Origin of the sequence: Gilvimarinus gilvus (assembly GCF_030518155.1) — a bacterium.
Classification (GTDB): Bacteria; Pseudomonadota; Gammaproteobacteria; order Pseudomonadales; family Cellvibrionaceae; genus Gilvimarinus; species Gilvimarinus gilvus.
This window is the reverse complement of record NZ_JAULRU010000577.1, coordinates 190,217-214,198: the sequence shown is the minus strand read 5'-3', so window position 1 is coordinate 214,198 and position 23,982 is coordinate 190,217. Positions and strand designations below refer to the sequence as shown.

The 23,982-nt window shown below is 50.0% G+C and carries 27 protein-coding genes and 1 pseudogene; 24 read left to right on the top strand and 4 right to left on the bottom strand.

Features of this window, described 5'->3' with window-relative positions:
* Positions 1-34 precede the first annotated feature (34 nt).
* The 15 genes and pseudogenes from QWI17_RS13700 (at position 35) to QWI17_RS13635 (ending at position 14,560) form a co-directional block, all read left to right on the top strand.
* Complete coding sequence (locus QWI17_RS13700) at positions 35-1,774, top strand: DUF1631 family protein (RefSeq protein WP_302723078.1); 1,740 nt, start codon at positions 35-37, stop codon at positions 1,772-1,774.
* 146 nt (positions 1,775-1,920) lie between these two features.
* Positions 1,921-3,555 carry a tetratricopeptide repeat protein gene (locus QWI17_RS13695; protein WP_302723077.1) on the top strand — a complete coding sequence of 545 codons (1,635 nt, stop codon included), beginning with the start codon at positions 1,921-1,923 and terminating at the stop codon, positions 3,553-3,555.
* Between the two features lie 36 nt (positions 3,556-3,591).
* Positions 3,592-4,077: a magnetosome magnetite crystal formation protein family gene (locus QWI17_RS13690; RefSeq protein ID WP_302723076.1), complete on the top strand. Its 486-nt coding sequence runs from the start codon at positions 3,592-3,594 to the stop codon at positions 4,075-4,077.
* Complete coding sequence (locus QWI17_RS13685; protein WP_302723075.1) at positions 4,074-5,060, top strand: 2-hydroxyacid dehydrogenase; 987 nt, start codon at positions 4,074-4,076, stop codon at positions 5,058-5,060. Before QWI17_RS13690 ends, QWI17_RS13685 begins: the two co-directional genes overlap by 4 nt.
* Positions 5,061-5,282: 222 nt before the next feature.
* Complete coding sequence (glyA, locus tag QWI17_RS13680) at positions 5,283-6,545, top strand: serine hydroxymethyltransferase (RefSeq protein WP_302723074.1); 1,263 nt, start codon at positions 5,283-5,285, stop codon at positions 6,543-6,545.
* Positions 6,546-6,727: 182 nt separating this feature from the next.
* Complete coding sequence (locus QWI17_RS13675) at positions 6,728-7,561, top strand: transporter substrate-binding domain-containing protein (protein WP_302723073.1); 834 nt, start codon at positions 6,728-6,730, stop codon at positions 7,559-7,561.
* A 316-nt stretch (positions 7,562-7,877) separates the two neighbouring features.
* Positions 7,878-8,312, top strand: coding sequence for a 30S ribosomal protein S6 (gene rpsF / locus QWI17_RS13670; RefSeq protein ID WP_302723072.1), 435 nt, complete (start codon positions 7,878-7,880; stop codon positions 8,310-8,312).
* Positions 8,313-8,315: 3 nt separating this feature from the next.
* Positions 8,316-8,543 (top strand): 30S ribosomal protein S18, encoded by a 228-nt coding sequence (gene rpsR / locus QWI17_RS13665; RefSeq protein ID WP_302723071.1) that lies wholly within the window; start codon positions 8,316-8,318, stop codon positions 8,541-8,543.
* 12 nt (positions 8,544-8,555) lie between these two features.
* Entirely contained in the window at positions 8,556-9,401 is an 846-nt protein-coding gene (locus QWI17_RS13660; protein WP_302723070.1) for a hypothetical protein, read from the top strand.
* A gap of 37 nt (positions 9,402-9,438) precedes the next feature.
* Positions 9,439-9,885: a 50S ribosomal protein L9 gene (gene rplI, locus QWI17_RS13655; RefSeq protein ID WP_302723069.1), complete on the top strand. Its 447-nt coding sequence runs from the start codon at positions 9,439-9,441 to the stop codon at positions 9,883-9,885.
* A 161-nt stretch (positions 9,886-10,046) separates the two neighbouring features.
* Positions 10,047-11,444, top strand: a complete 1,398-nt coding sequence (gene dnaB, locus QWI17_RS13650) for a replicative DNA helicase (protein WP_302723068.1) — start codon at positions 10,047-10,049, stop codon at positions 11,442-11,444.
* Between the two features lie 738 nt (positions 11,445-12,182).
* Positions 12,183-12,629 (top strand): annotated as a pseudogene (locus tag QWI17_RS13645) (GNAT family N-acetyltransferase); the annotation flags it as partial.
* 523 nt (positions 12,630-13,152) lie between these two features.
* Complete coding sequence (locus QWI17_RS13640) at positions 13,153-13,641, top strand: hypothetical protein (protein ID WP_302723067.1); 489 nt, start codon at positions 13,153-13,155, stop codon at positions 13,639-13,641.
* A 113-nt stretch (positions 13,642-13,754) separates the two neighbouring features.
* Positions 13,755-13,964, top strand: a complete 210-nt coding sequence (locus QWI17_RS23670; protein ID WP_368045347.1) for a zinc ribbon domain-containing protein — start codon at positions 13,755-13,757, stop codon at positions 13,962-13,964.
* Between the two features lie 107 nt (positions 13,965-14,071).
* Positions 14,072-14,560, top strand: a complete 489-nt coding sequence (locus QWI17_RS13635) for an NUDIX hydrolase (protein ID WP_368045346.1) — start codon at positions 14,072-14,074, stop codon at positions 14,558-14,560.
* Here QWI17_RS13635 and gloA read toward each other — a convergent pair.
* Both gloA and QWI17_RS13625 read right to left on the bottom strand, forming a co-directional pair.
* The gene (gene gloA / locus QWI17_RS13630; RefSeq protein ID WP_302723066.1) at positions 14,495-14,899 is read right to left on the bottom strand and encodes a lactoylglutathione lyase; all 405 of its coding nucleotides are present in this window, start codon (positions 14,897-14,899) and stop codon (positions 14,495-14,497) included. The two genes, QWI17_RS13635 and gloA, sit on opposite strands and share 66 nt — an antisense overlap.
* A gap of 62 nt (positions 14,900-14,961) precedes the next feature.
* A complete protein-coding gene (locus QWI17_RS13625) occupies positions 14,962-15,387 on the bottom strand; it encodes a hypothetical protein (protein WP_302723065.1) in 426 nt (141 codons plus the stop codon).
* Between the two features lie 123 nt (positions 15,388-15,510).
* Here QWI17_RS13625 and QWI17_RS13620 point away from each other — a divergent pair, with 123 nt between their 5' ends.
* From QWI17_RS13620 to QWI17_RS13595, 7 genes are all read left to right on the top strand, one after another.
* On the top strand, positions 15,511-16,104 hold the full coding sequence (locus QWI17_RS13620) for a TetR/AcrR family transcriptional regulator (RefSeq protein ID WP_302723064.1): 594 nt from the start codon (positions 15,511-15,513) through the stop codon (positions 16,102-16,104).
* Between the two features lie 300 nt (positions 16,105-16,404).
* Entirely contained in the window at positions 16,405-16,779 is a 375-nt protein-coding gene (locus tag QWI17_RS13615; protein ID WP_302723063.1) for a VOC family protein, read from the top strand.
* A 46-nt stretch (positions 16,780-16,825) separates the two neighbouring features.
* Complete coding sequence (locus tag QWI17_RS23665) at positions 16,826-16,978, top strand: cold shock domain-containing protein (RefSeq protein ID WP_368045345.1); 153 nt, start codon at positions 16,826-16,828, stop codon at positions 16,976-16,978.
* A gap of 294 nt (positions 16,979-17,272) precedes the next feature.
* On the top strand, positions 17,273-17,713 hold the full coding sequence (locus QWI17_RS13610; RefSeq protein ID WP_302723062.1) for a DUF1294 domain-containing protein: 441 nt from the start codon (positions 17,273-17,275) through the stop codon (positions 17,711-17,713).
* Positions 17,714-17,865: 152 nt separating this feature from the next.
* On the top strand, positions 17,866-18,903 hold the full coding sequence (locus tag QWI17_RS13605) for a serine hydrolase domain-containing protein (RefSeq protein WP_302723061.1): 1,038 nt from the start codon (positions 17,866-17,868) through the stop codon (positions 18,901-18,903).
* A 72-nt stretch (positions 18,904-18,975) separates the two neighbouring features.
* Positions 18,976-19,254: a hypothetical protein gene (locus QWI17_RS13600; RefSeq protein ID WP_302723060.1), complete on the top strand. Its 279-nt coding sequence runs from the start codon at positions 18,976-18,978 to the stop codon at positions 19,252-19,254.
* A 45-nt stretch (positions 19,255-19,299) separates the two neighbouring features.
* The gene (locus QWI17_RS13595) at positions 19,300-19,743 is read left to right on the top strand and encodes a GFA family protein (RefSeq protein WP_302723059.1); all 444 of its coding nucleotides are present in this window, start codon (positions 19,300-19,302) and stop codon (positions 19,741-19,743) included.
* A gap of 42 nt (positions 19,744-19,785) precedes the next feature.
* On the opposite strand, the gene QWI17_RS13590 is transcribed toward QWI17_RS13595, so the two are convergent.
* The gene (locus tag QWI17_RS13590; protein WP_302723058.1) at positions 19,786-20,013 is read right to left on the bottom strand and encodes a DUF2798 domain-containing protein; all 228 of its coding nucleotides are present in this window, start codon (positions 20,011-20,013) and stop codon (positions 19,786-19,788) included.
* Between the two features lie 96 nt (positions 20,014-20,109).
* Positions 20,110-20,988, bottom strand: coding sequence for a pirin family protein (locus tag QWI17_RS13585; RefSeq protein WP_302723057.1), 879 nt, complete (start codon positions 20,986-20,988; stop codon positions 20,110-20,112).
* Between the two features lie 155 nt (positions 20,989-21,143).
* Here QWI17_RS13585 and QWI17_RS13580 point away from each other — a divergent pair, with 155 nt between their 5' ends.
* Positions 21,144-22,052 (top strand): LysR substrate-binding domain-containing protein, encoded by a 909-nt coding sequence (locus QWI17_RS13580; RefSeq protein ID WP_302723088.1) that lies wholly within the window; start codon positions 21,144-21,146, stop codon positions 22,050-22,052.
* Positions 22,053-22,608: 556 nt separating this feature from the next.
* Positions 22,609-23,874, top strand: coding sequence for a diaminobutyrate--2-oxoglutarate transaminase (gene ectB, locus QWI17_RS13575; RefSeq protein WP_302723056.1), 1,266 nt, complete (start codon positions 22,609-22,611; stop codon positions 23,872-23,874).
* The last annotated feature ends 108 nt before the right edge of the window (positions 23,875-23,982 follow it).

The following is a 23,982-nucleotide window of genomic DNA, read 5'->3' as shown; positions in this document are numbered from 1 at the left end:
GGCCGTTCTTTGTGTTTTGGATGTAGGGAGATGTATGGAGCATACACAGCAGGCATTAGCGGCATACTTGTCGGATTTAAGCCTTTGGGAAGATGCTCATAAAGCGCTCAGCGAACAGTTGCAGGCCGGTATGTTGCAGCTGCCCCGGTTGCCCTACCAAGAGTTCCGCAAGCGCGCCCCCGAGGCCGATGCTACCTGGTTGTTTGGTCTGTGGTTGGCGCGCAATGTGCGAGATAATATGCACTGCGATACTGACTTGTCCGATCGCCTTACCCAAGTTCAGCGTTTATTGGTAAACCTTTTGGCACAACCAGAGCCTGCCGCTGCAGTTTTTGACAGGCGCTGGTTTGACGCTTGGGATAATTTTTTCTTTCATTGGCAAAGTTGGTATCCGGGGCTTGGCACGGCGGCGGATAAATTTTTGGTGCGATGCGATGAAACTTTACAACAGTTAACGCCCGATAATTTGGAGCAAAGCCTGCAAGCTATTGAGGCGTTTAATCACAGGGCAGGCCGTGATCTAGACCGCGCAGCCCGGTTAGCAGCGCGAATTCGCGATACCGAGCTTGGCCAGCGCAAAGTTCAGCAAGCGCGAATGCAAGTGAAAGACGCTCTTAATGAATGGATGGCTGGCAGTAGCTTGCCCGATGAGGTATTTAGCTACATTAACCATTCCATCGCCCCCGCTTTGCAGTATTACCTAATCAACGATAAGCGTGACGATTGGGAGCTTTGGACTGACCTGATGCAAACGCTCTGTCGCTTTTTTGAACCCAATAAAACAGATGAGGCACGCGCCGAGTTTGAACGTGCAGCCCCAAGATTCGGTGCGCGCTTGGGAGCTACCAAGCCGCCGGTCAATTGCGAGTCGCAGGAGTACCACCAGTTTGTCCACAATGTGGTCGATGGTGTTGACCGGCTGATTGCGGGTAAAGGGCTTGAAACCTCTATTGCTCCGCCTATGTTTGGCAAAAAAACCGCACCGCGAATTCGCACTCATAGGCGCGATCAAGACGAGCACAACCTTAGCTGTGGGGATTGGTTGTTGTTTTCAGGCACCACCGAAGGTGATCTTCGCTGTCAGTACTTGCTGCAGTCACCAGTCTCTGACGAATTGATTTTCGTTAATCGTCTGGGGCATAAAGTGGCGCAAATGTCGGTGGGTAATTATCTTGACGCGCTTGATAACCGCCAGGTACAGCCTTTGGCGCAACAGAAGGTTTACAGTACAGCAATGAATAAAGCCTGGGCCCGCTTGGTGCATTGCCACAGCGAGGCGCGGGTAAAATGGGAAATGCATGAAAAAATGGCGCGGCAGCGTCAGGCCCAGCAAGAGCGTGAACGCCAAGAGCGCGAACGCGCCATAGCCGCACGTAAACTGGCCGACAAGGCCGCGCGACAAAAAGCCATGGCCGATGAGTTAGCCCGCCTACAAGCGTTAAAGCTGGAGCGCGAAGCGGCCGAGGCGCAAGCGCGTCAGGTACTGCTGGCAAAACGCACGGAAGTCGCCGAGGCGGACATTGCAGCGCTCACCCCGGGCGTGCTGGCCGATATTGTGTTAGCCGACAATGTGCGCGAACGCTGTTCGTTGGGCATGATCATTCCCTCGACAGGCAAGTACATTTTTTATGATCAGTACCAGCGCAAGCTAAAAGAGTGGCGCCGCGCGGAACTGCTGCAACAAATACTCGATGGTAACATCGAGTTCTACGATGCCGAGCCAGGCTTTGAAAGTCGCCTAGAGAAAATTGTTTTTGGGCAAAAGCGCAGCTAGCTCGTAGCATTTTTGTCTCTTTCAGGTGCGGCGTTTATTGTAGACTCGGGTGGCCCTGTGAGCATACGGCGTGTGTTTTGTGGGTGTTTCAATTGTCACCCGACACGGTATTATTTGCATAAAAAATAAGAAAACTAAGAGGGCCTATGTTAACGACAGACCAGCAGGGGCAGCTGGAGACAGCTCGCCAGCTACTTGACGACGATAAACCTCGTGCGGCGCTGAAACTGCTCAGCTCCTTGTACAAAGCAGATGAAGATAATATCGAACTGATTGAGGCCGTGCTCGATGCGCTGTGCGAGCTGAAGTTGTACGACAAAGCGCGGCAGGTATTGTTGCGGGCCTTGAAGCGTCGACCCAAAATTGTCGAGTTGTGGGGGCGTCTGGTACATGTGTATCTAGCCGAGGAAGATTATGACAACGCGCTCAAAGCGTTGGCAAAGGCAGAGGCGGTGTTACCTCGGCACTACGAGCTGCGGCGCTTGCAGGCCTTTGTCCATTCTGAGCGGGGTGACCGGGATGCTATGCATCAGACGCTTGAGCTTTTAATGACCGATCACCCTGATCACCGGCGGGATCTTTTGGTCGAGCGCGCGGACTTGTACCGTGCCATAGCGCTGAGGCCGGCGCTGGATGAGGCTCGGGTTAAAGACAGTCTCGGCGTAATGGCCTATGCTGTGGTGCCGCTGCGAAAAGCGATCGCCGATGTTGGTCGGGCCATTGAGATTGAGCCGGACGACTGGCATCTGTATTTCAAGCGCGCAGGTATCCATAAACAACTCACCGAATTTGATGAAGCCATTGACGATTTCAACCGGGCACTGGAGTACCTGGATTCGGAGGCGGAAGATTACCGCGAGTTTGTCATCGAGGAGCGCGATGGCTGTTTATACGGTGGTCGCAATGAGCGCGAGTCTTTAGCCGGTACTCTGCGTGAAGGTATGCCTTCGGCGGACGATGGTGAGCTTAGTCTCGATGATTATATGGCTAATAATGTCATGGATGCCCTGGTTGACCAGCACGTCGAAGGTGGCCCTATGTTGGAGCTTGTGGAGGCCATGGGGGATGATCCTGACGAAGCAATCGCTCTGAGTATCGCCCAGGATATTATTAAGCAGGCTCGGGAGCCCGCAGCCGATTACCAGCCCGTGGAAGCCAGCGAGTTCTGCGCTGCGAATCGCGCTCATTGCAATAGAGTCGAAAAACAACTGGCGCCGCTGGGCTATTCCCCTTTGGGGGATTTCGAGCCGGTTGGCTTGCGGCAAATGTTGGGTAAACGCGCCATCGTACGGTTCTTTTTGGCGGAAGATCGTCGCACCAGTGTGGCCGCTGTGCGTTTTAGTCCGCTTAAGCCCGCCTTGTGGCTCTGGTTGATTATGCTCGTGCTGCGTCGCTGGAAGTCATCCAACCTGATTCAGCTAGAAAGTATGTCTGATGACGGTCAGTTTGTGATAACCAACAATGCCGGTAATCTAAACCCATTTTCTAATACTCCCGATTATGTTCACGTGAATACTATGCCGCTCAAAACAAACCTTGGCGACTTGGTGGCGGCACATAACCAGCAGCGACAAAAGCTTGGTGTTGGCTGGTCAGAAATGGATGGTATAGAGGGTGTTTGGGCGTGTCAGGAAGCGCTGCGGGTGGCCAAAAATACGCACCGGGCAAACATTGGTTGTATAACGGAAGCTGAACTCTTCGCTTTGCTTGGTAAGCAGTATGAACGGTTTGCTGTCGCGGTGAGAAAGTACTTGCGCCTTTTGACTCAGGCTGCACGTTAAACAATACTGAATGAGGCTACCTAACAGGAGACGGCAATGGATCTGGAGAAAATCGAAAAGCTCAACGAGCTGAAAGAGAAGGGCATGATTACTCAGGAAGAGTACGACAAGGCCAAAACCAAAGCGCTGGGGGGCGATGTGCCTGCCACTGCGTCGGTGGATATGGATAACCGCACTTACAGCATGTTGATGCACTTTGCACAGTTGTGCGGTTACCTGTTGCTTATGTGTGGTTGGATTGCGCCACTGGTGATGTGGCTGATTCGCCGTGACGATCCTTACATTAATGAGCAGGGGAAGGTAGTTTTTAACTGGATTATCAGTTCTTTTATCTACTTTATGATTTGTTTTGTGTTATGGCTTATCTTCATTGGAATTTTCCTGACGATTGCGCTGGGGGTGATATCCATTATCTTTACCGTAATTGGCGCCATACGTGCCAAAGACGGCGTGATTCAAAATTACCCCATGAGTATCTCTTTTTTCACCGTTGATCCCAGCGTCGGTGCGCCGGCAGAGTGAAGCTCGCGGTTTTTAATGCCAAGCGTTATGACCGGCTCTATTTGGGTGATCTGGAAGACTGGCACCTGACGTTTATTGAGGCGCACTTAAACGAACAAAGTGCGCCTTTGGCGGCCGGCTTCGATGGGGTGTGCTGTTTTGTCAATGACATTGTTGATGAGCCTGTGCTTCAGCAGTTGTCCGAGCTCGGCGTCAAACTGGTGGCCATGCGCTGCGCCGGCTACAACAACGTCGACATTGCCGCGGCTGAACGCTTAGGTGTTGCGGTCTGCCGGGTGCCGGAGTACTCGCCTTACGCTGTAGCCGAGCACGCTGTTGCGTTAGTGCTGGATTTAAACCGGCATATTCGCCGCGCCTATGCGCGGGTGCGCGAACAAGATTATTCGCTGGATGGTCTGCTCGGGTTTGACTTGCACGGCAAAACGGTGGGAGTTGTCGGTGGCGGTAAAATCGGCCAGGCCTTTGCCCGCATTATGCGCGGATTTGGTTGCCGCACATTGGTTTATGATCCCGCAGTCAGTGAGACCATGGCGGCGCTGGCTGAACCGGTTAGCTTAGAGCAGTTGTGGGCGCACTCAGACATAGTGTCATTACACTGCCCATTACTTGAAGCTACGCGCCATTTGGTTAACGCGAATGCGCTGCAGCAAATGCAGCCGGGCGTGATGCTGATCAACACCAGTCGCGGTGGTTTGATTGATACCCGCGCGGTGATTGAGGCGCTCAAAAGTGGTCGCATCGGTTACCTGGGGTTGGATGTTTACGAAGAAGAGGCAGGGCTGTTTTTCGACGACCTGTCTGAGGGTATTTTGCAAGACGATGTTTTTGCCCGCCTGCTCACCTTTCCCAATGTGGTGATCACCGGCCATCAGGCCTTTTTTACTCGCGAGGCCCTGGCCGAAATCGCTCGTGTGACACAGCAAAATTTGCAGGACTTTGTCGCCGGCGACTATTCCGCCGATACCTTCGTTGTGGCGCCTTAGGTCGGTATTCTGCAGGCTTTAAAATAGTGAAGAGGGCTGGCCTCGCTTCGTTGCCGGGTGCTTTCTGTATGTCATGTTAAGGCCTCTATCTGTGCCGATTTCCGGCCAAGTTAATAGATGCAAAACTCTGGTCGATTGGTGTACAATCGCGCCTTCCTTTTTCCACCGATACCCATCAACCCGGCAGTGCCGGCGCGCTGCCCGTTAGTTTAGGAATTGCCCATGTTTGATAAAGACCAAACAATTGCCTCTTTTGATCCGGAAATTTGGGATTCAATCGAGAATGAAAGCCGCCGTCAGGAAGAGCACATTGAGCTGATCGCGTCTGAAAATTACACCAGCCCCATGGTTATGGCGGCGCAGGGTACCAAGCTGACCAACAAATACGCCGAAGGTTATCCGGGTAAGCGTTACTACGGTGGCTGTGAGTATGTCGACAAAAGCGAGCAGTTAGCGATTGAGCGCGCCTGTGAGCTGTTCGGCGCCGATTACGCCAATGTTCAACCTCACTCAGGTTCTCAAGCCAATGGTGCGGTATACCAGGCGCTGTGTAAGCCAGGCGATACCATTTTGGGTATGAGCCTGGACGCCGGCGGCCACCTGACTCACGGGGCCAAGCCTAACTTTTCGGGTAAAACCTACAACGCTATTCAGTACGGTTTGAACGCCGACACTGGACTTGTCGACATGGAAGAAGTTGAGCGCTTGGCGGTGGAGCACAAGCCCACTATGATTGTGGCCGGTTTCTCCGCTTACTCGCAGGTGCTGGACTGGGCTAAGTTCCGCGAAATCGCTGACAAAGTTGGCGCTTACTTACTGGTCGATATGGCTCACGTGGCAGGTCTTGTGGCCGCGGGCGTATACCCAAGCCCAATCCCACACGCCCACGTGGTTACCTCTACCACGCACAAAACTCTGCGCGGCCCACGCGGCGGTATTATCCTCGCCAAGGCCAATGAAGAGATCGAGAAAAAGCTCAACTCCGCGGTATTCCCCGGTGGTCAGGGTGGCCCATTGATGCACGTGATTGCCGCCAAAGCGATCAGCTTCAAAGAAGCCATGAGCGATGACTACAAAACCTACCAACAGCAAGTTGTCAAAAATGCTAAGGCCATGGCCAAGGTGTTTTTAGCGCGCGGACTGGATGTCGTCTCTGGCGGTACCGAAAACCACCTGATGCTGGTCAGCCTGATCGGCAAAGAGTACTCGGGCAAAGACGCCGATGCCGCACTGGGCGAGGCGAATATCACGGTGAATAAAAACGCCGTGCCGAACGACCCGCGCTCGCCGTTTGTTACCTCTGGCTTGCGTGTGGGTACTCCTGCGATTACGACCCGCGGCTTCGGCGAGAGCGAATGCACCGACCTGGCACACTGGATGTGCGATGTACTCGACGGGCTGGAAAAAGGCGACGCCTCAGAAGTCATCGCCAGTGTGAAACAAAAAGTGTTGGACGTATGCGCTAAGTTTCCGGTTTATGGCTAGTGTGCGCTGCGCGCGTCGGATGTCTGACGTCGGATGCAACAGGGCAGAACGTAAAAAGGGCGACTCCAGTTGGAGCTCGCCCTTTTTTATGCCGCTAATAATATTATTGGGAAAATGCACCATACTTAGTGGTAGGAGTTTTGCTCAGTGTTTTATGTGATTGGTGCGGTTAGGAGTTATAGATGCGTAAGGATAAGGCTGGGCGAGTGCAAATACTCTCAATGCAAAGAGCGTTGGGGGTGGTGTGCGCGCTTGTGTGGTTGGTGACTGCGGCGAGAGCCGAAACCAGCGCTGAACCAACCAAGCCTACCAGTCTGACCTATCTTATTAGCGCGTTTGCCTCTCAGCCCTATCAGGTGTCGCCCCCGCAAAATGGCTACTCGGGAATCGTTACCGAAGTGTTGGACCTGGTTGTGGCCAATAGCCAAATATCGGTGTCTGAGCGAGTGTTACCCTATCGTCGATTGCAGAGAGGTCTGCAGGAACAGATTTTTCAGCGCTGGGTTTCCTACGCGGCGCCAGTCTGGTTGGCGCCAGAGGTTAAGGCCCTCACGTGGGTTTCCAGTACTCCTTTGTTCAGTACCAGCTACCAGCTGGCTGGGCTGGCACCTAATATAAATAATCCACTGGAGGCGCAAGCTCAGCGAATTATTATCATTGACGGTTATCGCTACGGGGGAAGCTTTAGCGCTTGGGTACAGGCGCTAGGACATGTGTTAGTGGAGGCACCTTCCCATGCCCAAGCCCTGGCCATGCTGCGCAAAGACCGCGGCGACCTATATGTGGCTGAGGATGTGCGCATACACTGGGAGGCCATGCGCGCGGGGATTGGACCGGATGATTTGGCACTCTACGATTTCAGCTCAATCATTCCAGACTCCGATGTCTTCCTTATTGCCGATGCAGGTCTTGCCGAGGCAGAAAAAAAATGGCTGGAGGCTCGTTTAAAGGCTCTTCAGAATAGCGGTGAGCTGCGCCGGATTTACGACCGATACCTGAATGCGAGGTTTTATTAGTATTCTCGAGTGACGGGTGGGCTAAACTTGACCTCAGACCTCAGACCTCAGACCTCAGACCTCAGACCTCAGACCTCAGACCTCAGACCTCAGACCTCAGACCTCAGACCTCAGACCTCAGACCTCAGACCTCAGACTTTCGTTACTGCCCAAAAATTAACCTTGCGTTCCTCCGCCAAACTCCCTAAAATGTCGCGCCCTTGGATTACCGTCTGCTTGGCAGGTGGTTTCCAATTGAAACCGGCCCACACCCGTGTGAGCCACTCCTTGTCTTACCGCGATATGGCGGGAGACTTTAACCCGTAAGGAGCTATTAATGCGTCATTACGAAATCGTATTTATGGTCCACCCGGATCAGAGCGAACAAGTGCCAGGCATGATCGAGCGCTACACCGCAACCGTTACTACCGGTGGTGGTCAAGTGCACCGTCTGGAAGATTGGGGTCGCCGTCAACTGGCTTACTCCATCAACAAGATTCACAAAGCACACTACGTTCTGATGAACGTTGAGTGTAGCGATGAAGCCCTGGAAGAATTAACCACCAACTTCCGCTACAACGACGCTGTGCTGCGCAATCTGGTTATCCGTACCGACGAGGCTGTTACCGAAGAGTCTCCGATTGCCAAAGCTGATAAAGAAAGCCGTGAGCGTAAGGCTCCACGTGCTCCGCGTCGTGAAGAGTCTGAAAAGCCTGCTGAAACTTCTGAAGAAGTTGCAGAAGATCAGACCACTGAAAAAGAGGGAGAATAATCCATGGCTCGTTTTTTTCGTCGCCGTAAGTTCTGCCGTTTCACTGCCGAAGGCACCAAGCAGATCGACTATAAAGATCTGGACACCTTGAAAGCCTACGTCACCGAAACTGGCAAAATCGTACCTAGCCGTATCACAGGTACTAAAGCTAAGTATCAGCGCCAGCTGGCTACCGCTGTTAAGCGCGCCCGTTACTTGGCTCTGCTGCCATACACGGACAGCCACGAGTAAGAGACAGATATTGTGCGTGCGTTGGCTCAATTCGTTATGCGAGGCCGCACGCAGGCTGCAGCGGTAGCTCTGGTTGGGCACTGGATTCCTCTGGTAAGCCCCGCCGCCGTTGCACTGGTTACGCTCAGGCGCGGAATGGCCGATGGCCTGTTGGTTCTGCTCTGGGCACTGCTCCCACCCATTGTGTATATGGTGGTTGGGCAAACAAGCGCAGTTTTGGCAGTGATTGGCGCAATCAGCGTATTCGCCATCGCTTTATTGCTGCGCTCAAGCGCCTCCTGGGCCCATGCGTTAATGGGTTTAGTGGCGTGCAATACGCTCGGTGTATTGCTGCTTGCAAAACTGGCCCCCGGTTTTATCAATGAGATGATAGAACTGGGTAAGGCACTGTTCGACAGTGTGCGCAGCCAGGCAAGTCAGCCGGTCGCCTTGCCAGAGGCCGATACAACCTTGGTGTTGGGTTGGCTCGCCGCGCTCGGTACGCTCAGTTGCATTCTGAGCATGCTGTTAGGGCGCTGGTGGCAGGCGCAGTTATACAACCCCGGCGGCTTCGGTGAGGAGTTCCGGGCGCTGCGATTAAAGCCGGTAGCGGCGATGGTGTGCCTTGTGGCCGCCCTCTACTGCTACTTGCAGCCAGGCAGCATGAGCGTATGGGTTTGGGTGTTCGTCCAGCCACTGTTGTTCGCCGGTATTGCGCTGGTGCATTCAGTGGCTAAGCGTCGGGCCTTAGCAACCCAGTGGATGGTGCTGTTTTATTGCGCGCTACTGTTAGTGCAGCCGTTAAAAATACTGTTAGTCGTTATCGCTTTTTGCGATACGTGGTTGAACATCCGCGGCAAGATCAGGGCTAAACCCTGACCACCGCAGGCAAAATTGAAACTAGAGGATTAACGAGATGGAAGTTATTCTGCTCGAGAAAGTGGGTAAGCTTGGCGCCATCGGCGACAAAGTAACCGTGAAGTCCGGTTTTGGCCGCAACTTCCTGGTACCCCAAGGTAAAGCCGTTCCAGCAACTGAAACTAACGTTGCTGAATTTGAAGCTCGTCGTGCTGAGCTGGAAGCCGCTGCTGAAGCTAAGAAAGCTGAAGCTCAATTGCGCGCTGACAAGCTGGCCGAAGTTGCGGTTACCATTGAAGCCAATGCGGGCGACGAAGGTAAGCTGTTTGGTTCTATCGGTACTCGCGACATCGCCGATACCATCACCGCGGCTGGCGTTGAAGTAAGCAAGTCGGAAGTTCGTCTGCCAGAAGGTGTGATTCGCGAAATCGGCGAATATGACATCGATGTTCAGGTGCACGCCGACATTATTGCTACCGTTAAGTTGTCAGTTATTGCTGAGTAATTGATCCCTTGTTACCCGCCTTGCGCAGGGCAATGATGGATTAGCGTTTACTTACGCTGACAAAACGGTAAAAATCGGGCACTATCGACAGCCGAGCTATCGGCCGGTCGGGTGCCCTTTTTTTTGCCCGATGTTTATGCAAAAGCCCTAAGAGAGAATTTATGTCGTCAGAGGCCCTGTCTCAGTACTCAGAGTCCGAGTCCGGTTCCGCCGGTGCTAAGTTACCCTCCTCGGTAGAAGCCGAGCAGGCGGTTCTGGGTGGCCTGATGCTGGACAACAGCCGGCTTGATGCCGTGCTGGAAATAGCCTCTGAAGTCGATTTTTACCGCGAGGATCACAAGCAGATCCTGCGCATGATGGTTGAGCTGCAGGAAGATTCGCAGCCGCTCGATGCCGTCACGCTGTCTGAGGCGCTCGAGCGCCACGGCGAGTTGGAGCGTGCCGGTGGCTTGGGATATCTGGTGGAGCTTGCCGCCAACACGCCCAGCGCGGAAAACATCACCGCCTACGCCCGCATTGTGCGCGAGCGCTCCACCCTGCGCCAACTGATAGTCGCCGCACAGGAAATAAGCCAGTCCAGCTACAATCCCGCCGGTCTCGACTCTGATGACCTGTTGCAGTTGGCTGAAAAGCGCGTGGCACAAATCGCTGAAGATCGCCCCAAAGAGGGTGGCCTGCGCGAAGTGAATGGCCTGCTCAAGGAAACCGTTGAGCGCATCGACGAGCTGTTCCGCTCCGGTGATGATGTCACCGGTGTGCCCACCAGCATTGGGGATCTCGATGCGAAAACATCCGGCTGGCAGCCGGGCGAGTTAATTATTCTCGCCGCGCGCCCCTCCATGGGGAAAACCGCGCTCGCACTCAACTTTGTGGAAACCGCCATCTTCAGTCAAAAGCGCCCGGTGTTGGTGTTCAGTATGGAGATGCCCTCGGCGGCGCTAGTGATGCGGATGATGTCCTCAGTCGGTCGCATCGACCAGGGCCATATGCGCAACGGTAAGCTCACCGAAGAAGATTGGCCTAAGCTGTCAGTGGCGGTGAGCAAGCTCAAAGACAAGCCGCTGTTTATCGACGACACCCCGGGTTTAACCCCGCAAGAAATGCGCGCCCGTACCCGCCGTATTGCCCGCGAGCACGGCAACCCCGGCATGATTATGGTCGACTATCTGCAGCTGATGCAGGTGGCCGGTTCCAATGAAGGCCGCACCCAGGAAATCTCCGAAATCTCGCGCGCCCTCAAAGCGCTGGCGAAAGAATTTGATTGCCCGGTTATCGCGCTGTCGCAGCTTAACCGTAGTGTGGAGCAACGCCCCAACAAACGCCCGATGAACTCCGACTTGCGTGAATCCGGTGCCATCGAGCAGGACGCCGACGTTATTCTGTTTATCTACCGCGACGAATACTACAATGAGGACAGCGCTGAAAAAGGCGTGGCTGAGTTGATTGTGGGTAAGCAACGTAACGGTGAAGTAGGTACCGTGCGCGCCGCGTTTGTGGGTAAATACACCCGGTTTGATAACCTGGCGCCGGAGTATTTTTCGCAGCAGGATGATTATTGATACGTCGGACGACGGATGTCTGAGGTCTGACGCGAACTAGTGCGAATTTTCTAACTTGGTATTTTTTCTTGCGTCTGTCGTCATACATCCGGCATTAGACTTCTTTTCTATTTTGCCCTCTTTCGCCGGGCGGGCGAGTTACTTTTTACTGCAAAAAGTAACCAAAAACGAGCCCCGGCAACTGGCCCCTGCGGGGTTCCCTCGCTCCGGTTGATTTTAGTGGGCCGCATCTACTCGCCTTCCTTGGCGAGAAGATGCTTGCGCAAACGTCCTGCTTGCTTACCCGTTAAAATCAACCTCCACTCGGCTCAGTGGCATGGGTGAGGGGGCTTCGTAGCGGGTTTTGCCTTTGCGTCAGGCTTCAGACTTCAGACATCAGACTCCCAATTCCCATCACGCATCCCAGTTGCCAAATTGTCGAAACCATGACACTCTTTTCCTCAAGTGTTTTACAGTTTGGGCGGGTGCTCTCCATTCATTCCAGTCTGTGGATTTAGCCATCTGGAAGGTATATAGGCACATCGGGAGTGATGCGAAGCACTTTCCTTTCTTTGGTCGACTCAATTGAAACATCTAAGTGGCACATCCAGATGGTGTGCATATTTGGACACTAGGTTGTTATATGTAGATACTTCTTCCTATATGTGGATAAAGTGCCTATATATGGCTGAACATATTAATCAGCTGTTACATGCTTCTATGATTCATACTTCGCGCTTAATTTAAAGGCCGTTTACTCAGGAGGATCAAACGTCTGCCGTATCCTTACTAATGTGCCCAGAGTTTATGGTGTATTCCCCAACGGGGGCGCTGGAAGAGGGTGCTGCGGAGCGGAGATTTCATAGTCTCGTAGTAAATTATCAGATAAACGGTTTTGGCAAAATGGCGGTGGTTCAAAAGTCAGACGGAGTGCTTATCGGATATTGCGGCATAGAGGCATGCGAAATAGACGGTTGTAAACAGCTGGAGCTTGGTTTTCGCTTGGGTACTGAATATCGAGGCCAAGGGTATGCAACTGAAGCGGCGAAAGAATTACTAGAGACCAATACTTTGGTTAATGTCATAGCATTTACTGAACCAAGTAATAAGCAATCCATTAAAGTACTTTTAAAGCTGGGCTTTCAGAAAACTGGCAACTCCAGTTTTGAGGGAATGCCAGTGGTTCTGTTTGGTCGGGGCATGTAGCAATGCAAGCTAACGACTTTCCAGATCCTTGCTTTGCGGTTTAACACTAGGCTGCCGAAAAACAATCCACTACCAAGCCACAGCTGTTTGCGGGGTCATTTTCTGGTTAGAGTGCAGCTAATCATTGACGATCAAAGCGGGTCTCCCTGAGGGAATCCCTATTGTCCATAAAACAGGCCACTCAGGTAAGAACGATGAAGGCTTACCGGTGCTCAAAATGATCTAGGGGTAGTATCTTTTTCCTGATGGCAGCCACTATTTTCTAAGTATATTTATTAGCGATTCTCTTGAGAGCAGTGAAGTTAACAAAAGAATAATCTCAGATATTGCAAGTTTAACTTGGCAGTTCTTTGAGAGCAGTGCCAATAATTGAATTAGAAAATAACAAGGCGCTACTGTTGGGTATGTTTTCCTCTACACTTTACAATTTCCGCAGAGCGCGGAGTTATATTTCCAAGGGCGTAGCGTGCTAAAGAATATTAATAAGAATCTAAACTCTACCATTATATGGTGTGCAGAAAGATTGGATAAATCTAATCTGGCTTTGTGCCATCGAAGTGAAGAAATATTTCCCAAAAAAATTTTTGGTCCTGACGATTGGGCTATCAAATATACCGAGGATGATGCTCGCACAGGTGTGATTGATTATGTCATTGAGCAAAAGAATTCTAGACTCGCCTCATCTTCGGCTTCATTGAAAAAGAAGGGGCGAATTTTGTGCTTCTATCCCGATCTTAGTCTTAATGATGCAATGGTTGCAGTTGAGTGTTCTTTACAAATGAATCCTAATGACCGAATGCCATTTAACGAGCGAAATTTCTATATTGATGAGAATGACACTCCACCATGGGATGCTTGGTTTCACTACGGTGAGAATAATGGCGACTTTGCACTCTACTCATGGGTTTGCTCGGAAATGGTTGAGATTATAGACAATGCAATAGCAGTAGATGCCTATAGCTGCCTTGTATGGGCTAGTGAGCTTGAGGCGAGCTTGAATATTGAAGTATAAAAAGTCAAGGCACTGGGCATAGGGCTGCGCACTTTGCCCATACATGAAATGCTATTCTTCCCAGTTTTCGAAGAGAAAGGCGCAGGAATTCATCTTTGAAATTAGGAATATGTATGCATCACCGAAATTGGAAATGCCCTAAATGCAAGCACACTGAATTCACCACCGGAGAAATGAGAGTTGCGGGTGGTTTTTGGTCAAAAGTTTTTGATATTCAGGGCAGTAAGTATAGCGCGGTTACTTGTGAAAAATGTAGTTACACTGAATTTTATAAGAGTAGCAGTTCTGCAATAGGGAGTGTCTTCGATTTTTTTACGACTTAAAAGATGGGTTAGATGAGATTTTTGTTGCGAGTGTCAGTATTTAGCAAGCGCGGCCAGTAGTAGGGTCAGCGGAATTACGGCCGCTGCTGCAGGGCGTGGAGTAGCATATGGATAAGGCATGCCCAGTGGTTATGCGCAGGCGAGAGAATCAATTGGAAATTCTCGTGTTCAGGCACCCTTTAGCCGGTATTCAATTAGCCAAGGGGACTATTGAGCCGGGAGAGACTAGTCTGGAAGCTTCTGAGCGAGAACTCAGTGAGGAAGCTGGCATATCTTTGCAGGCAAAGTACCAACTACTTGAATGGCAAAGACGTTCCGGAGAACCCGTCTGGGGAATTTGTATCATGGAGGCAGGAGATGGTCTGCCTGAGGAGTGGAGCCACTACTGCGAAGACGATGGCGGCCATGTATTTCAATTTTTTTGGCACGCTCTGAGTCAAGCCCCAAGCCCAGAGTGGCATCCTGTTTTTGTTGACGCTTTGAACGCGGTCCGAGTAGCTCTCACAAAGAAAGTGGAGTCGAATAAAGCGTTAGGGTCTTTCAATCAACTCTATTGTATATCCATCCGGATCAGAAATAAAAGCAATCGTTTCTGAGGCGTCGAACTTCATTGGCGATGGCTCTCTCGTGAATTTGACGTTATCTTTTTTCAAATTTCCAAAAAACGTAAATATGTCTTTTACAGCAAACGCTAAATGGCCAAATGCATTGCCTTTTTCATATGATTGTTCGTCCCAGTTGTGGGTGAGCTCAACAACAGTCGACTTTGACTCTTCGTCATACCCTAAGAAAGCAAGGGTAAAGCGTCCATCTATGTAGTCTTTTTTCCTTAGTACTTTCATGCCAAATATTCGGGTATAAAAGTCTATAGATAAATCCATATTGTTTACACGCAACATAACGTGCAGCAATCTAGGTGTGATAATTTGATCCATGCCTTTAACTCCATGAGATAACACTCTACGCATTTTTTTAAAGCGTAGAGTGCCTAGTTTAGTTAAATTGCTGCTGCTGTTTGAATAGCTTGTCCGAGTTCTTCATTTGAGTATGCTTTTCCAGCAATCCCCCACAAACCGTCTACTGCGTATACGGCATTTACCCAAACATGCTCTTTCGATAGCTTGCCAGAGGTTGCACGCAAGATGATATCGGTCGCTTTTTGAACGAACTCATCCTTTTGCTGTTGAGTTCCAAAGGTGAATGACGGAACTCTAAGCTCTACGATAGCAATTGAGCTTGTTGCTTTTCCGGAGAACGTTAGTCCTTCCTCAACAAATACAACTTCACCAATGATATTTGGGAGCATAAATGAGTTATTGCTAATCTGATGCAGATCTAGAAAAACTTGCGAAATCTCAGCGTGTGCTTTTTGAGCCTCGACTTTTGAAGCTAAGCCTTCGGTCATAATAATTTGAACTGGCATGGTGTACCTCAATCTACTGGTTTATATATAGCGGTCACTATATTTAACTGAGTATAGATAGTGATCGCTATATTTGTCAATATAAAATATAATGATCGCTATCTATTGGCTTGGGAGATCAATATGCGAGCATCACAAGAACATATGAAGAAGATACGCTCACACATTCTGGAGGCGGCAGGTAAAGGGTTTCGTGAGGACGGCTATGGGGGGCTAGGTATTAATGGCTTAGCCAAAAGGGCAGGGATGACTTCTGGAGCGTTCTACGGTCATTTTAATTCAAAGGATGAAGCGTTTAGTGAGGTTGTCAAGAAAGGGCTAGAGGATTATGCCCAGGCTATTGAGGGGTTTGAGAAAGATTTTGGTGCTGAATGGCCTCAATACTTTCTACGCTATTATCTCGGTAAAGAGCACGTTGAAAACCTTGAATGCAGCTGCGCAGTCCCAGGTCTTTCAGCCGATGTTATGAGGGCTAACACAGAAACTAAAGAAATTTATTCGGGTGTTTCAGAGCGTATTGCGCAGAACATTGCGGATGGATTAGGCAAAAATGATTTAAGTGACTCATGGGCTTTAATGTCATTGCTGGCAGGGTCCGTCATGATAGCTCGCTGTGTTTCAGATCCGCAGCAAAAGAAAGATATCTTGAATGCTGCCCAAGACTGGTCAAGCAAAATGACTAACAAGCCGTCCAGTGTCGCCAAAGATAATCAATAACATGGGGAAAAGTGGGATTAGACATCCAGCGTCGGGCATACCTGCTGCTAAATTGGCGCCTTCATGACTCGTTTTATAGTACTCAATGCATTGAAATTGTTTTAGTGTCAGTGACTTAACCCGTTCGGAAGGATAGGTGGCGAGACCTCAATACTGCGCATGCACACCTTGCCTCTCCTTCCTTAAAACCAAATATACAAATAAGGTTATAGAAATCATAGGCTTGCGCCCTTGTCTTGTTGTTTTTTCAGGTATGGATAACGCGCAAGCGCGATCTGCAATTGTTGAATGGAGTCGATGATGAAGCCTGCGGCTTTGCTAATTCATGTTCGCGATTGGGAGGCGGGGTTCATTTGGTATCGTAAAGCGTTTCCGAATGCAATCGTGGTAGAGTTTCCTGAGTTTGAATTTAGGGCTCTTCGTATAGACGATTTTATGATTGAAATTTTACGAAGCGATGAAAAGGTGGCGAGTGGTAAAGCCGGCACTGTAATGTATTGGTCGGTCCAAGATCTTGTAGAGGGCGTGTCACACTTTCGCAACTTAGGTGCTGAGCTTTATCGAGGTCCCATCGAAATTGAGAATGGTCTAGGAATGTGCCAATTTGTTGATCCCTTTGGAAATCTTATTGGAATTCGGGGGCCATTAAACAAGGCGCTGAAACATGACATCTGAAAAACGGAGGTTTCTAGCGCGGCGTCAGACATTCTGAGGAACTATAGTGCGGAACCAAGGAAAAGTTACAAACTGGAATGATAAAAAAGGCTACGGTTTCGTCAAGCCATGTGGTGGAGGGGATCAGGCGTTTGTTCATATAAAATCGTTCGAAAGAGGGGCACGTAGACCCCTAGATGGCGATCTAAGGAGCCTCTGATCAAGTCTCCAGTGGTCTCTGCGCGAGTCAAAACGTTCACTCGGCAAGGCGCGCTTCGCAGGCAATGGCCATAGTCCTTGGCAAGAGGTGCAACACAGCGGATGGACGTTTTGGCCGTGCCCTTCGGTGCTTTCAGAGCTTTCCGATCTCTGTGTTGGCTCCCCTCACCGGGCCATCGGCACGCCATCGGATCGCCGCCTTGACCTCGAAAAGCTCTGTAAGCCAGAGGCCACTGAGGACTTAATCAGAGGCTCCCTAATAGTTTACCGGGTGGTTAAAGAGGAAGACGGTAGATTGAGAGCCGCCAATATCGCTTACCCTCACTCCAAGACGGCCAGTGGCAAGCCTAAAGGTAATCGAAGAATTCTCGGCTCAATATTTACTATAAGTTTTTGTATTTTTGTGGTTGTAGCAACGTTTTTTGGTAGATTGCCGGTTCAGTTGCTAGCCATATATGCTATTGCATGTATATTGACTTTTATAGTTTACGCAATGGATAAGGCCGCGGCGAAAAATGATAAATGGCGTACTAAAGAGAGTACGCTTCATCTACTAGGTCTGATTGGCGGCTGGCCTGGAGCGTTTTACGCTCAAAATAAATTGAGGCATAAATCTAAAAAGAATGAGTTCCAATCTGTATTTTGGATTACGGTTGTGCTAAATGTTGGGGCATTTGTTTATCTGTTTACTGATGGCGGCTCTAAATATATTACAGTCATTTCAAATTTTTGGTGATATGGCTTGCAAAGGAATGCACTCCAAACTTAAAAGCTACGCGGTTTTATTAACCATTCCGTTAAAGCTTCATTATAGATTGAAGTCGCTTAACTTTTGTGGCAGTCAATTGCGGTGCTGAGAAATCAACAAATCCAAGGAACTGAAACACTATGGCCACGAAAAAAATAAAACAAGTTCTGAGGGTTGTATTGATTGTCGCTTCGATTTCCTCCTTATACTTTGTACCATGGCTTTTGGTAAAAGCGTGGATTCTTCCCCTACCGGGTACTTTGCAGGAGCAACTCGATGAAGCCGTCGATCATGGGTTTGACGGAATGATATTGTATGTGGATCAAGCAGGAAAGCCACCGAAGTATATTGCTTCCGGCTGGCACGATCGAGATTCCCAGACTCCTGCCAATGCTCAGGCTCTATTCAAAATTGCCAGTATCAGCAAGTTATATGATGCGGTAGCTGTCACCAAACTAGTCAGTGATGGCCAGCTTTCTTTGGATAAAACTGTCGAAGATTATTTACCGGGATTGGTAGGAAGAATTGAAAATGCCAACAAAATCACATTGAGGTTAATGATTCAGCATAAAAGTGGTATTCCTAATTTTACAGATGCGCCAGGTTTTTGGGCGGAGCCAACAGAGACCTATGAGGAAAGTCTTGCATTAATTTTGGATAAGCCAGCCAATTTTCAACCCGGCGAAGACTACGAATACAGTAACACGAATTACCTTCTAATCAATAAGATAATGGACGATGCGTTGGGTTATTCCAACTTTCAATTCATTCGGGAAGAAGTGCTAGCGCCGCTCGGTCTCAACGATACTTACAGTTCGCTGAGTGAGGTGAATATAGATGATGTAATGAGCGGTTATCATGTAGGGTACCCCCATGATTTAAAGGGAACCGATCATGGTATGCATGCCACAGCAGAAGATGTTGGTACTTTCTTAAGGGCTTTAAACGATGGGTCCTTGTTTGAAGAGGGAGAGCAGGAAATATACGAATCCATTTACGAGTATGAGCATTCGGGCTGGGTTCCGGGCTACCAGAGTTTTGCCAAATACCACAAAGACCTTGATGCTGTTGTAGTCGAGTTCTACAGCACAACAGATTCCAAGCTCTACTATTGGAACGTATCAGAAATTGTGAATAGCAGAATTGTTAAAATATTGAAAAAGCAACAAAGCCTATAACAGGCGGACAGTCGCAAAAAAAATTCTAGCTGCACTCAGTATTCTACGCTGTTGCGGGCGCCAGGTGTTGATATGACTAAAGATGAATTTTCATGGTTAATTGTTCGATTACTTGGGGTTCTTTGCCTTGGCTGGGGATTATTTTTATTGCTCGAGTTTCTAGTCAGCGTGCTGGTTGTCGTCACTTATGAGCCTTCAGAGGTTTTAGCGGGCCAGAATACTGTTCGTCTTCCGCATCTGAACTGGAATTCTTTTATTGGCTCGGTATTTCTTCTAGGCGCTTCCATTTACTTATTGTGGTTTGGGAGTCTCGTAAAGACGCTGCTTAAAAGAGAGGGCGAATTTGCATAAATCAATAGGGCCACAGGCTTTGAATTTGACTTCAGGGTTCAGTAGATGAAATTAGATCATGCGGGAAGCTGCTCATGCGGCGCCGTTAATTTTCGGGTTGTTGCCGATTCGCTTGCCAGCTACCGGTGTTACTGCAGTATTTGCCAAAAAGCTACGGGCAGTGAGTTCTCTACGACCGTTCTTGCTGATGAGGCTGATTTTAAGTGGACGGCTGGGCAGGAGAGTGTTCGTGAATACCGAAAAGACAGCGGGTATATGCTCGCGTTTTGCGGCGTTTGCAGTAGTCCTGTTCCGAATCAGTTTAGGGGGATGCCTTTTTACTCGGTTCCTGCCGGTGCTATCGAAGGGGCGCCGCAAATTGACCTCAGGGTGACGTTGTTTAAGCCGGAAGCGGATGTTTCGGAAGCCGGTAATGTCGAAGTGACGAACTTTGATGAGGTGCCGAGCTTGAACGTTATGTTCGATCTCTTGGGAGTCACTGCTCCATAGAATCAGCTCGGCTGTTCTGCCCGACGAACGTTCGCACCTTCTTCATTTATGTTTTGTTACTTTCACCGCCGCCCAGTTGGCGATTGGCGCTACCGCCAATGCTGTTGGGAATGCTACGACAAAATCTGTACTCGCTTTGAGAAACCATTGCGACAGGAAGTTGTCGAGTTCGTTTGGATCGCTCATGGTACTGATTAAGGTGAGTGCCAATGCCATGCACATGGTCATCATGGCAACGAATACGTACTTGAAGTATTTTTTGTTGATCATCAATAGCCTCCGTCTTGTCGTTTCTTGTACTCGTTTCGGTTGCTGCGTGAACTCACCAGCCCTACGGGGCTGGTTAGTCGTCCGGACTTGTGCCATCTATTCGCCAATGGCGCCCAGTTGGCCGGATTCATATTTGGCGGTGACTTGTTGAATCTCCTCTAAGCTGCTCATTACGAAGGGTCCATTTTGAACAAACGGCTCGCGGACGGGGGCGCCTTGCAGCACCACTACGTGGGCTTGGTTTTGGCTGCAAAGGTGTAGCGTTTGATTGCCCTGCTCGATGTGTATCGCAACGGCTTGTTTTTTCGGCAGCGTGGTTTGCTTGCCGGCAATGTCGATGGTGATCTCGCCACTTACGGCATAAACCGTGACGGATGTATTGCCGCTTAACGCATGAGCATAGGTGCCGCCGCTTTCTAAAAAAGCATCCAGTGCGGTAAAGGGAAGTGCCGGAGATGTTGCGCCCCTAATATCATTGCTCTCGCCCAATACCACGCGAACTCTGTAGCCTGCGCCGGTTATTACGGGTATGTCCCGAGCGGGCACATGCAATGCCGTGGCGTTGTCGTGCTTATGCTGCTTGGGCAGATTGACGAAAATTTGCAGGCCGTGAGTGCGAGAGCCTGCGGTAGGTTTTTCGTCGTGAATTGCCCCACTGCCCGCTTTTAGCCAATAGGCGTCACCGGGCAAGAGGTCGATGTCGTTGCCCAGTGAGTCGCGATTGTTAAAGGTGCCTTCACTGTCTTCAAAGAGAATGGATAAGGCGGACATTCCTGCGTGTGGGTGCGCGCCAAAGGTTGGGCTGCTCATGGTGTAGTGATCAACCATGACTAACGGGTCCATTAACCCGCTGAACTGGCCGTGTTTAAAGCTCAGCGCATCAAAGCCCGAGCCAATGTTAAGAGGGTTGCCGGTGACGATGTGGCTGATTTGCACCGATTCGCTGTGGATGCCCGAAGTCGCTTGCTGGTTCATTCTGATCTCCCAATGTTTCGTAAAGTTTGTCTGCGATGTCACTGATGATTAGTATCTGGTAGAACGATGGCTTTGATAAGTAGGAAAAAGTGAACTTATCGTTCTATAATTGAAACGATAGGGCGGGTGACTGCAGGGCGAATGAGGGTTTTTTGATGGATATGAACGGCTACTACTTTTTCGTCCATGTGGTGGAGAAAAAGGGGTTTGCGCCTGCGGGGAGAGCACTCAATATTCCCAAGTCCCGTCTTAGTCGGCATATCGCCCAGCTTGAAGATCGGCTCGGAGTGCGGCTTATTCAGCGTACATCGCGCCAGTTTAAAGTGACCGACATGGGAGAGGCTTTCTATCAGCATGCGCGCAAGGCGGTGGATGAAATGGAAGCGGCAAATGCGGCGGTTGAGCAACACGCTAACGCACTGACCGGTAAGATTCGGCTTTCGTGTTCGGTAGGCATGGCGCAGTTCGCGCTCTGCCAGTTGGTCACGGATTTTCTCAAGCTGCACCCCAAGGTAGAAATCATTCAGCAGGTGACTAACCTGCCGGTTAATTTAATTGATGCTGGCGTGGACATGGCGATACGCGCTCATACGGCGCCGCTACCTGATTCAACGTTGATACAGCGCCGGTTAGCCACGGTTAGCTGGGGGCTCCTTGCCTCGCCGTCGTATCTTGAGCAGGCTGGTATACCGATGTCGCCTGAAGAGCTTGAGGCACACATAGGTTTAAAGCTGGGCTGGCAGCCGGACATCGGCCACTGGGATTTACAAGCTCCGGATGGCGCAACGTTTTCTAATACCTACCAACCGCGCTTGTGCAGTGAGGACATGGTGACGCTTAAGCACGCTGCGTCGGTGGGGTTAGGTATTGTTGGTTTACCGCTCTACACTTGTCGAGAAGAGCTTAGGGTCAAGCGTTTAGTTCGTGTGCTGCCTGATTGGACAGCTGGGCAAGCGGATATTAGCTTGCTGATGCCCTCGCGCCAGGGAGTGCCGCCAGCAGTTTCAAGTTTCGCCAACTTCCTTCGTGATGAGCTGCCAAAAATCGTTGTGACTCAGGCGTGAACGTTTCGCTTAATGATGGTCCATTTTTCTGCATCTACAGTCTGATTCTTTATGTGTTTTCGTGAATAGGTTCGGTAACAGGTGGGGGCGTTACTCAGTCGTGAACTTGTTGTGCTAAGCGTTAGTTTTACAGTGGGTGGAAGTTGCTAAGCTTTTGATTATATTATTATTTTTGCTTTTTTGGCGGGCTGAGGTTGGATGGGCTTCCTTGTGCGTTGAGGATGGTATCGGTATGATTATCGACTATCACGGGCTCTTTTAGCTATTTTGCAGCAGCGTTTCGCAGCCGCATACGGCCGCAGGCAAGCTCATTTGCTTGTTGGAATGATCTTTCGATTGCACAAAGGGACAACAGCAGTGACCTGGCTTTCAGGTAAGTTGACAGACATAGTGATTGTTATCGGGTTGCTGGGCTTTGGCTCCAGCTCGATGCTCCTGACTGCAAGTGTGTGCGTACTCAAGCGCCTAAACTTCTTTGCTTTTGCTTTCAACTCTTCAAATTTACGAACTGAGCAGTGCTCGGCTCACCCTTCTCATTTAAACCAAAAGGTACACAATGGATATTTTTAACGATCACGAATCAGAAGTACGCGGTTATATTCGCTCCTTCCCTACCGTCTTCGATAAAGCCGTTGGCTCTGAGCTTTTTGATGATAAAGGTCAGCGCTACATTGATTTCTTTGCCGGTGCCGGCACGCTCAACTACGGCCACAACCCCGACGTCGCGGTGGACGCGCAAATAGAGTACTTAAAGGATCGTCGCATTGCCCACGGTTTGGATAAAGCAACCGTCGCCAAGCAAGAGTTTATGGTGTCATTCGTTGAGAAAATCCTGGAGCCGCGCAACTACAACTACAAGTTGCAGTTTACCGGCCCAACGGGCACCAACTGTACCGAAGCGGCCATGAAGTTGGCACGCCAGGTAAAAGGCCGCCCCAATATCGTAGCATTCACCAACGCCTATCACGGTCACACCATGGGTGCATTATCCGCTACGGGTAACGAAGCCTATCGCGACGATTCTTACGGCGCTCGCGGTGCCATTTCCTTTATGCCGTTCGACGGTTTTCTGGGCGATGATATCGACACTCTGCATGTATTCCGTCGCTTCTTAGAAGATAAAGGCTCGGGTTTAGAGTTGCCAGCCGCCGTTATGATTGAAACGGTGCAGGGCGAAGGTGGTTTAAACGTCGCCTCTAAAGATTGGTTGCAGCGTTTGTCCGCATTGTGTAAAGAGTTCGATATATTGCTTATTATCGACGACATTCAAGTGGGTAATGGTCGTACCGGAAAATTCTTCAGCTTTGAAGAAGCGGGCATTGAGCCAGACATGGTGTGCTTGTCAAAGTCTATCGGTGGTGGCAACCCCATGGCGGTGTTGCTGATTAAGCCGGAAATTGATGCCTGGTCGCCGGGTGAGCATACCGGTACCTTCCGGGGTAACTCACTGGCGTTTGTCGCGGCAAAGCAGTTGATCGACAAATACTGGTCTGACGATACGTTAACGCATGAAGTGAAACGCAAGTCGGACATCATTTTTGACAGCCTGTACGAGCTGCAAAAAGAATTTCCAAAACTTGTGAAAGACGTGCGCGGTCGCGGTTTGGTATTGGGTATTGAAACCAATCACCCAGATTTTGCCGGTGACGTATCGGCGCAGGCGTTTGAAAATAAACTGATTTCAGAAACCTGCGGTGCAACCGGGCAGGTAAATAAAATATTTGTAGCCCTGACCATTGAAGACGAAATCCTCAAAGAAGGCTTAGACATTTTCAAGCAGTCATTCCGCGAAGTGGCGGCCAAGCACAATATTACGGAATAACGGCGTAGGTTGTTGCTCGGTAGTAAAAAGGCCTTCGATTGAAGGCCTTTTTTATTTGTGTGGACTGGGGGCATGCGACGCGTATCGGCTGTGTTCCGTCTACATTTA

What these genes read in the sequence shown, in the direction of transcription:
- QWI17_RS13590 (WP_302723058.1), bottom strand. Translation starts at nt 20,013, where the DNA reads ATGATCAACAAAAAATACTTCAAGTACGTATTCGTTGCCATGATGACC.
- QWI17_RS13635 (WP_368045346.1), top strand. Translation starts at nt 14,072, where the DNA reads ATGGATAAGGCATGCCCAGTGGTTATGCGCAGGCGAGAGAATCAATTG.
- QWI17_RS13695 (WP_302723077.1), top strand. Translation starts at nt 1,921, where the DNA reads ATGTTAACGACAGACCAGCAGGGGCAGCTGGAGACAGCTCGCCAGCTA.
- rplI (WP_302723069.1), top strand. Translation starts at nt 9,439, where the DNA reads ATGGAAGTTATTCTGCTCGAGAAAGTGGGTAAGCTTGGCGCCATCGGC.
- QWI17_RS13690 (WP_302723076.1), top strand. Translation starts at nt 3,592, where the DNA reads ATGGATCTGGAGAAAATCGAAAAGCTCAACGAGCTGAAAGAGAAGGGC.
- QWI17_RS13675 (WP_302723073.1), top strand. Translation starts at nt 6,728, where the DNA reads ATGCGTAAGGATAAGGCTGGGCGAGTGCAAATACTCTCAATGCAAAGA.
- dnaB (WP_302723068.1), top strand. Translation starts at nt 10,047, where the DNA reads ATGTCGTCAGAGGCCCTGTCTCAGTACTCAGAGTCCGAGTCCGGTTCC.
- QWI17_RS13595 (WP_302723059.1), top strand. Translation starts at nt 19,300, where the DNA reads ATGAAATTAGATCATGCGGGAAGCTGCTCATGCGGCGCCGTTAATTTT.
- QWI17_RS13580 (WP_302723088.1), top strand. Translation starts at nt 21,144, where the DNA reads ATGGATATGAACGGCTACTACTTTTTCGTCCATGTGGTGGAGAAAAAG.
- QWI17_RS13585 (WP_302723057.1), bottom strand. Translation starts at nt 20,988, where the DNA reads ATGAACCAGCAAGCGACTTCGGGCATCCACAGCGAATCGGTGCAAATC.
- glyA (WP_302723074.1), top strand. Translation starts at nt 5,283, where the DNA reads ATGTTTGATAAAGACCAAACAATTGCCTCTTTTGATCCGGAAATTTGG.
- QWI17_RS13700 (WP_302723078.1), top strand. Translation starts at nt 35, where the DNA reads ATGGAGCATACACAGCAGGCATTAGCGGCATACTTGTCGGATTTAAGC.
- QWI17_RS13600 (WP_302723060.1), top strand. Translation starts at nt 18,976, where the DNA reads ATGACTAAAGATGAATTTTCATGGTTAATTGTTCGATTACTTGGGGTT.
- QWI17_RS13615 (WP_302723063.1), top strand. Translation starts at nt 16,405, where the DNA reads ATGAAGCCTGCGGCTTTGCTAATTCATGTTCGCGATTGGGAGGCGGGG.
- QWI17_RS13620 (WP_302723064.1), top strand. Translation starts at nt 15,511, where the DNA reads ATGCGAGCATCACAAGAACATATGAAGAAGATACGCTCACACATTCTG.
- gloA (WP_302723066.1), bottom strand. Translation starts at nt 14,899, where the DNA reads ATGGATCAAATTATCACACCTAGATTGCTGCACGTTATGTTGCGTGTA.
- QWI17_RS13605 (WP_302723061.1), top strand. Translation starts at nt 17,866, where the DNA reads ATGGCCACGAAAAAAATAAAACAAGTTCTGAGGGTTGTATTGATTGTC.
- ectB (WP_302723056.1), top strand. Translation starts at nt 22,609, where the DNA reads ATGGATATTTTTAACGATCACGAATCAGAAGTACGCGGTTATATTCGC.
- QWI17_RS13625 (WP_302723065.1), bottom strand. Translation starts at nt 15,387, where the DNA reads ATGCCAGTTCAAATTATTATGACCGAAGGCTTAGCTTCAAAAGTCGAG.
- rpsR (WP_302723071.1), top strand. Translation starts at nt 8,316, where the DNA reads ATGGCTCGTTTTTTTCGTCGCCGTAAGTTCTGCCGTTTCACTGCCGAA.
- QWI17_RS23670 (WP_368045347.1), top strand. Translation starts at nt 13,755, where the DNA reads ATGCATCACCGAAATTGGAAATGCCCTAAATGCAAGCACACTGAATTC.
- rpsF (WP_302723072.1), top strand. Translation starts at nt 7,878, where the DNA reads ATGCGTCATTACGAAATCGTATTTATGGTCCACCCGGATCAGAGCGAA.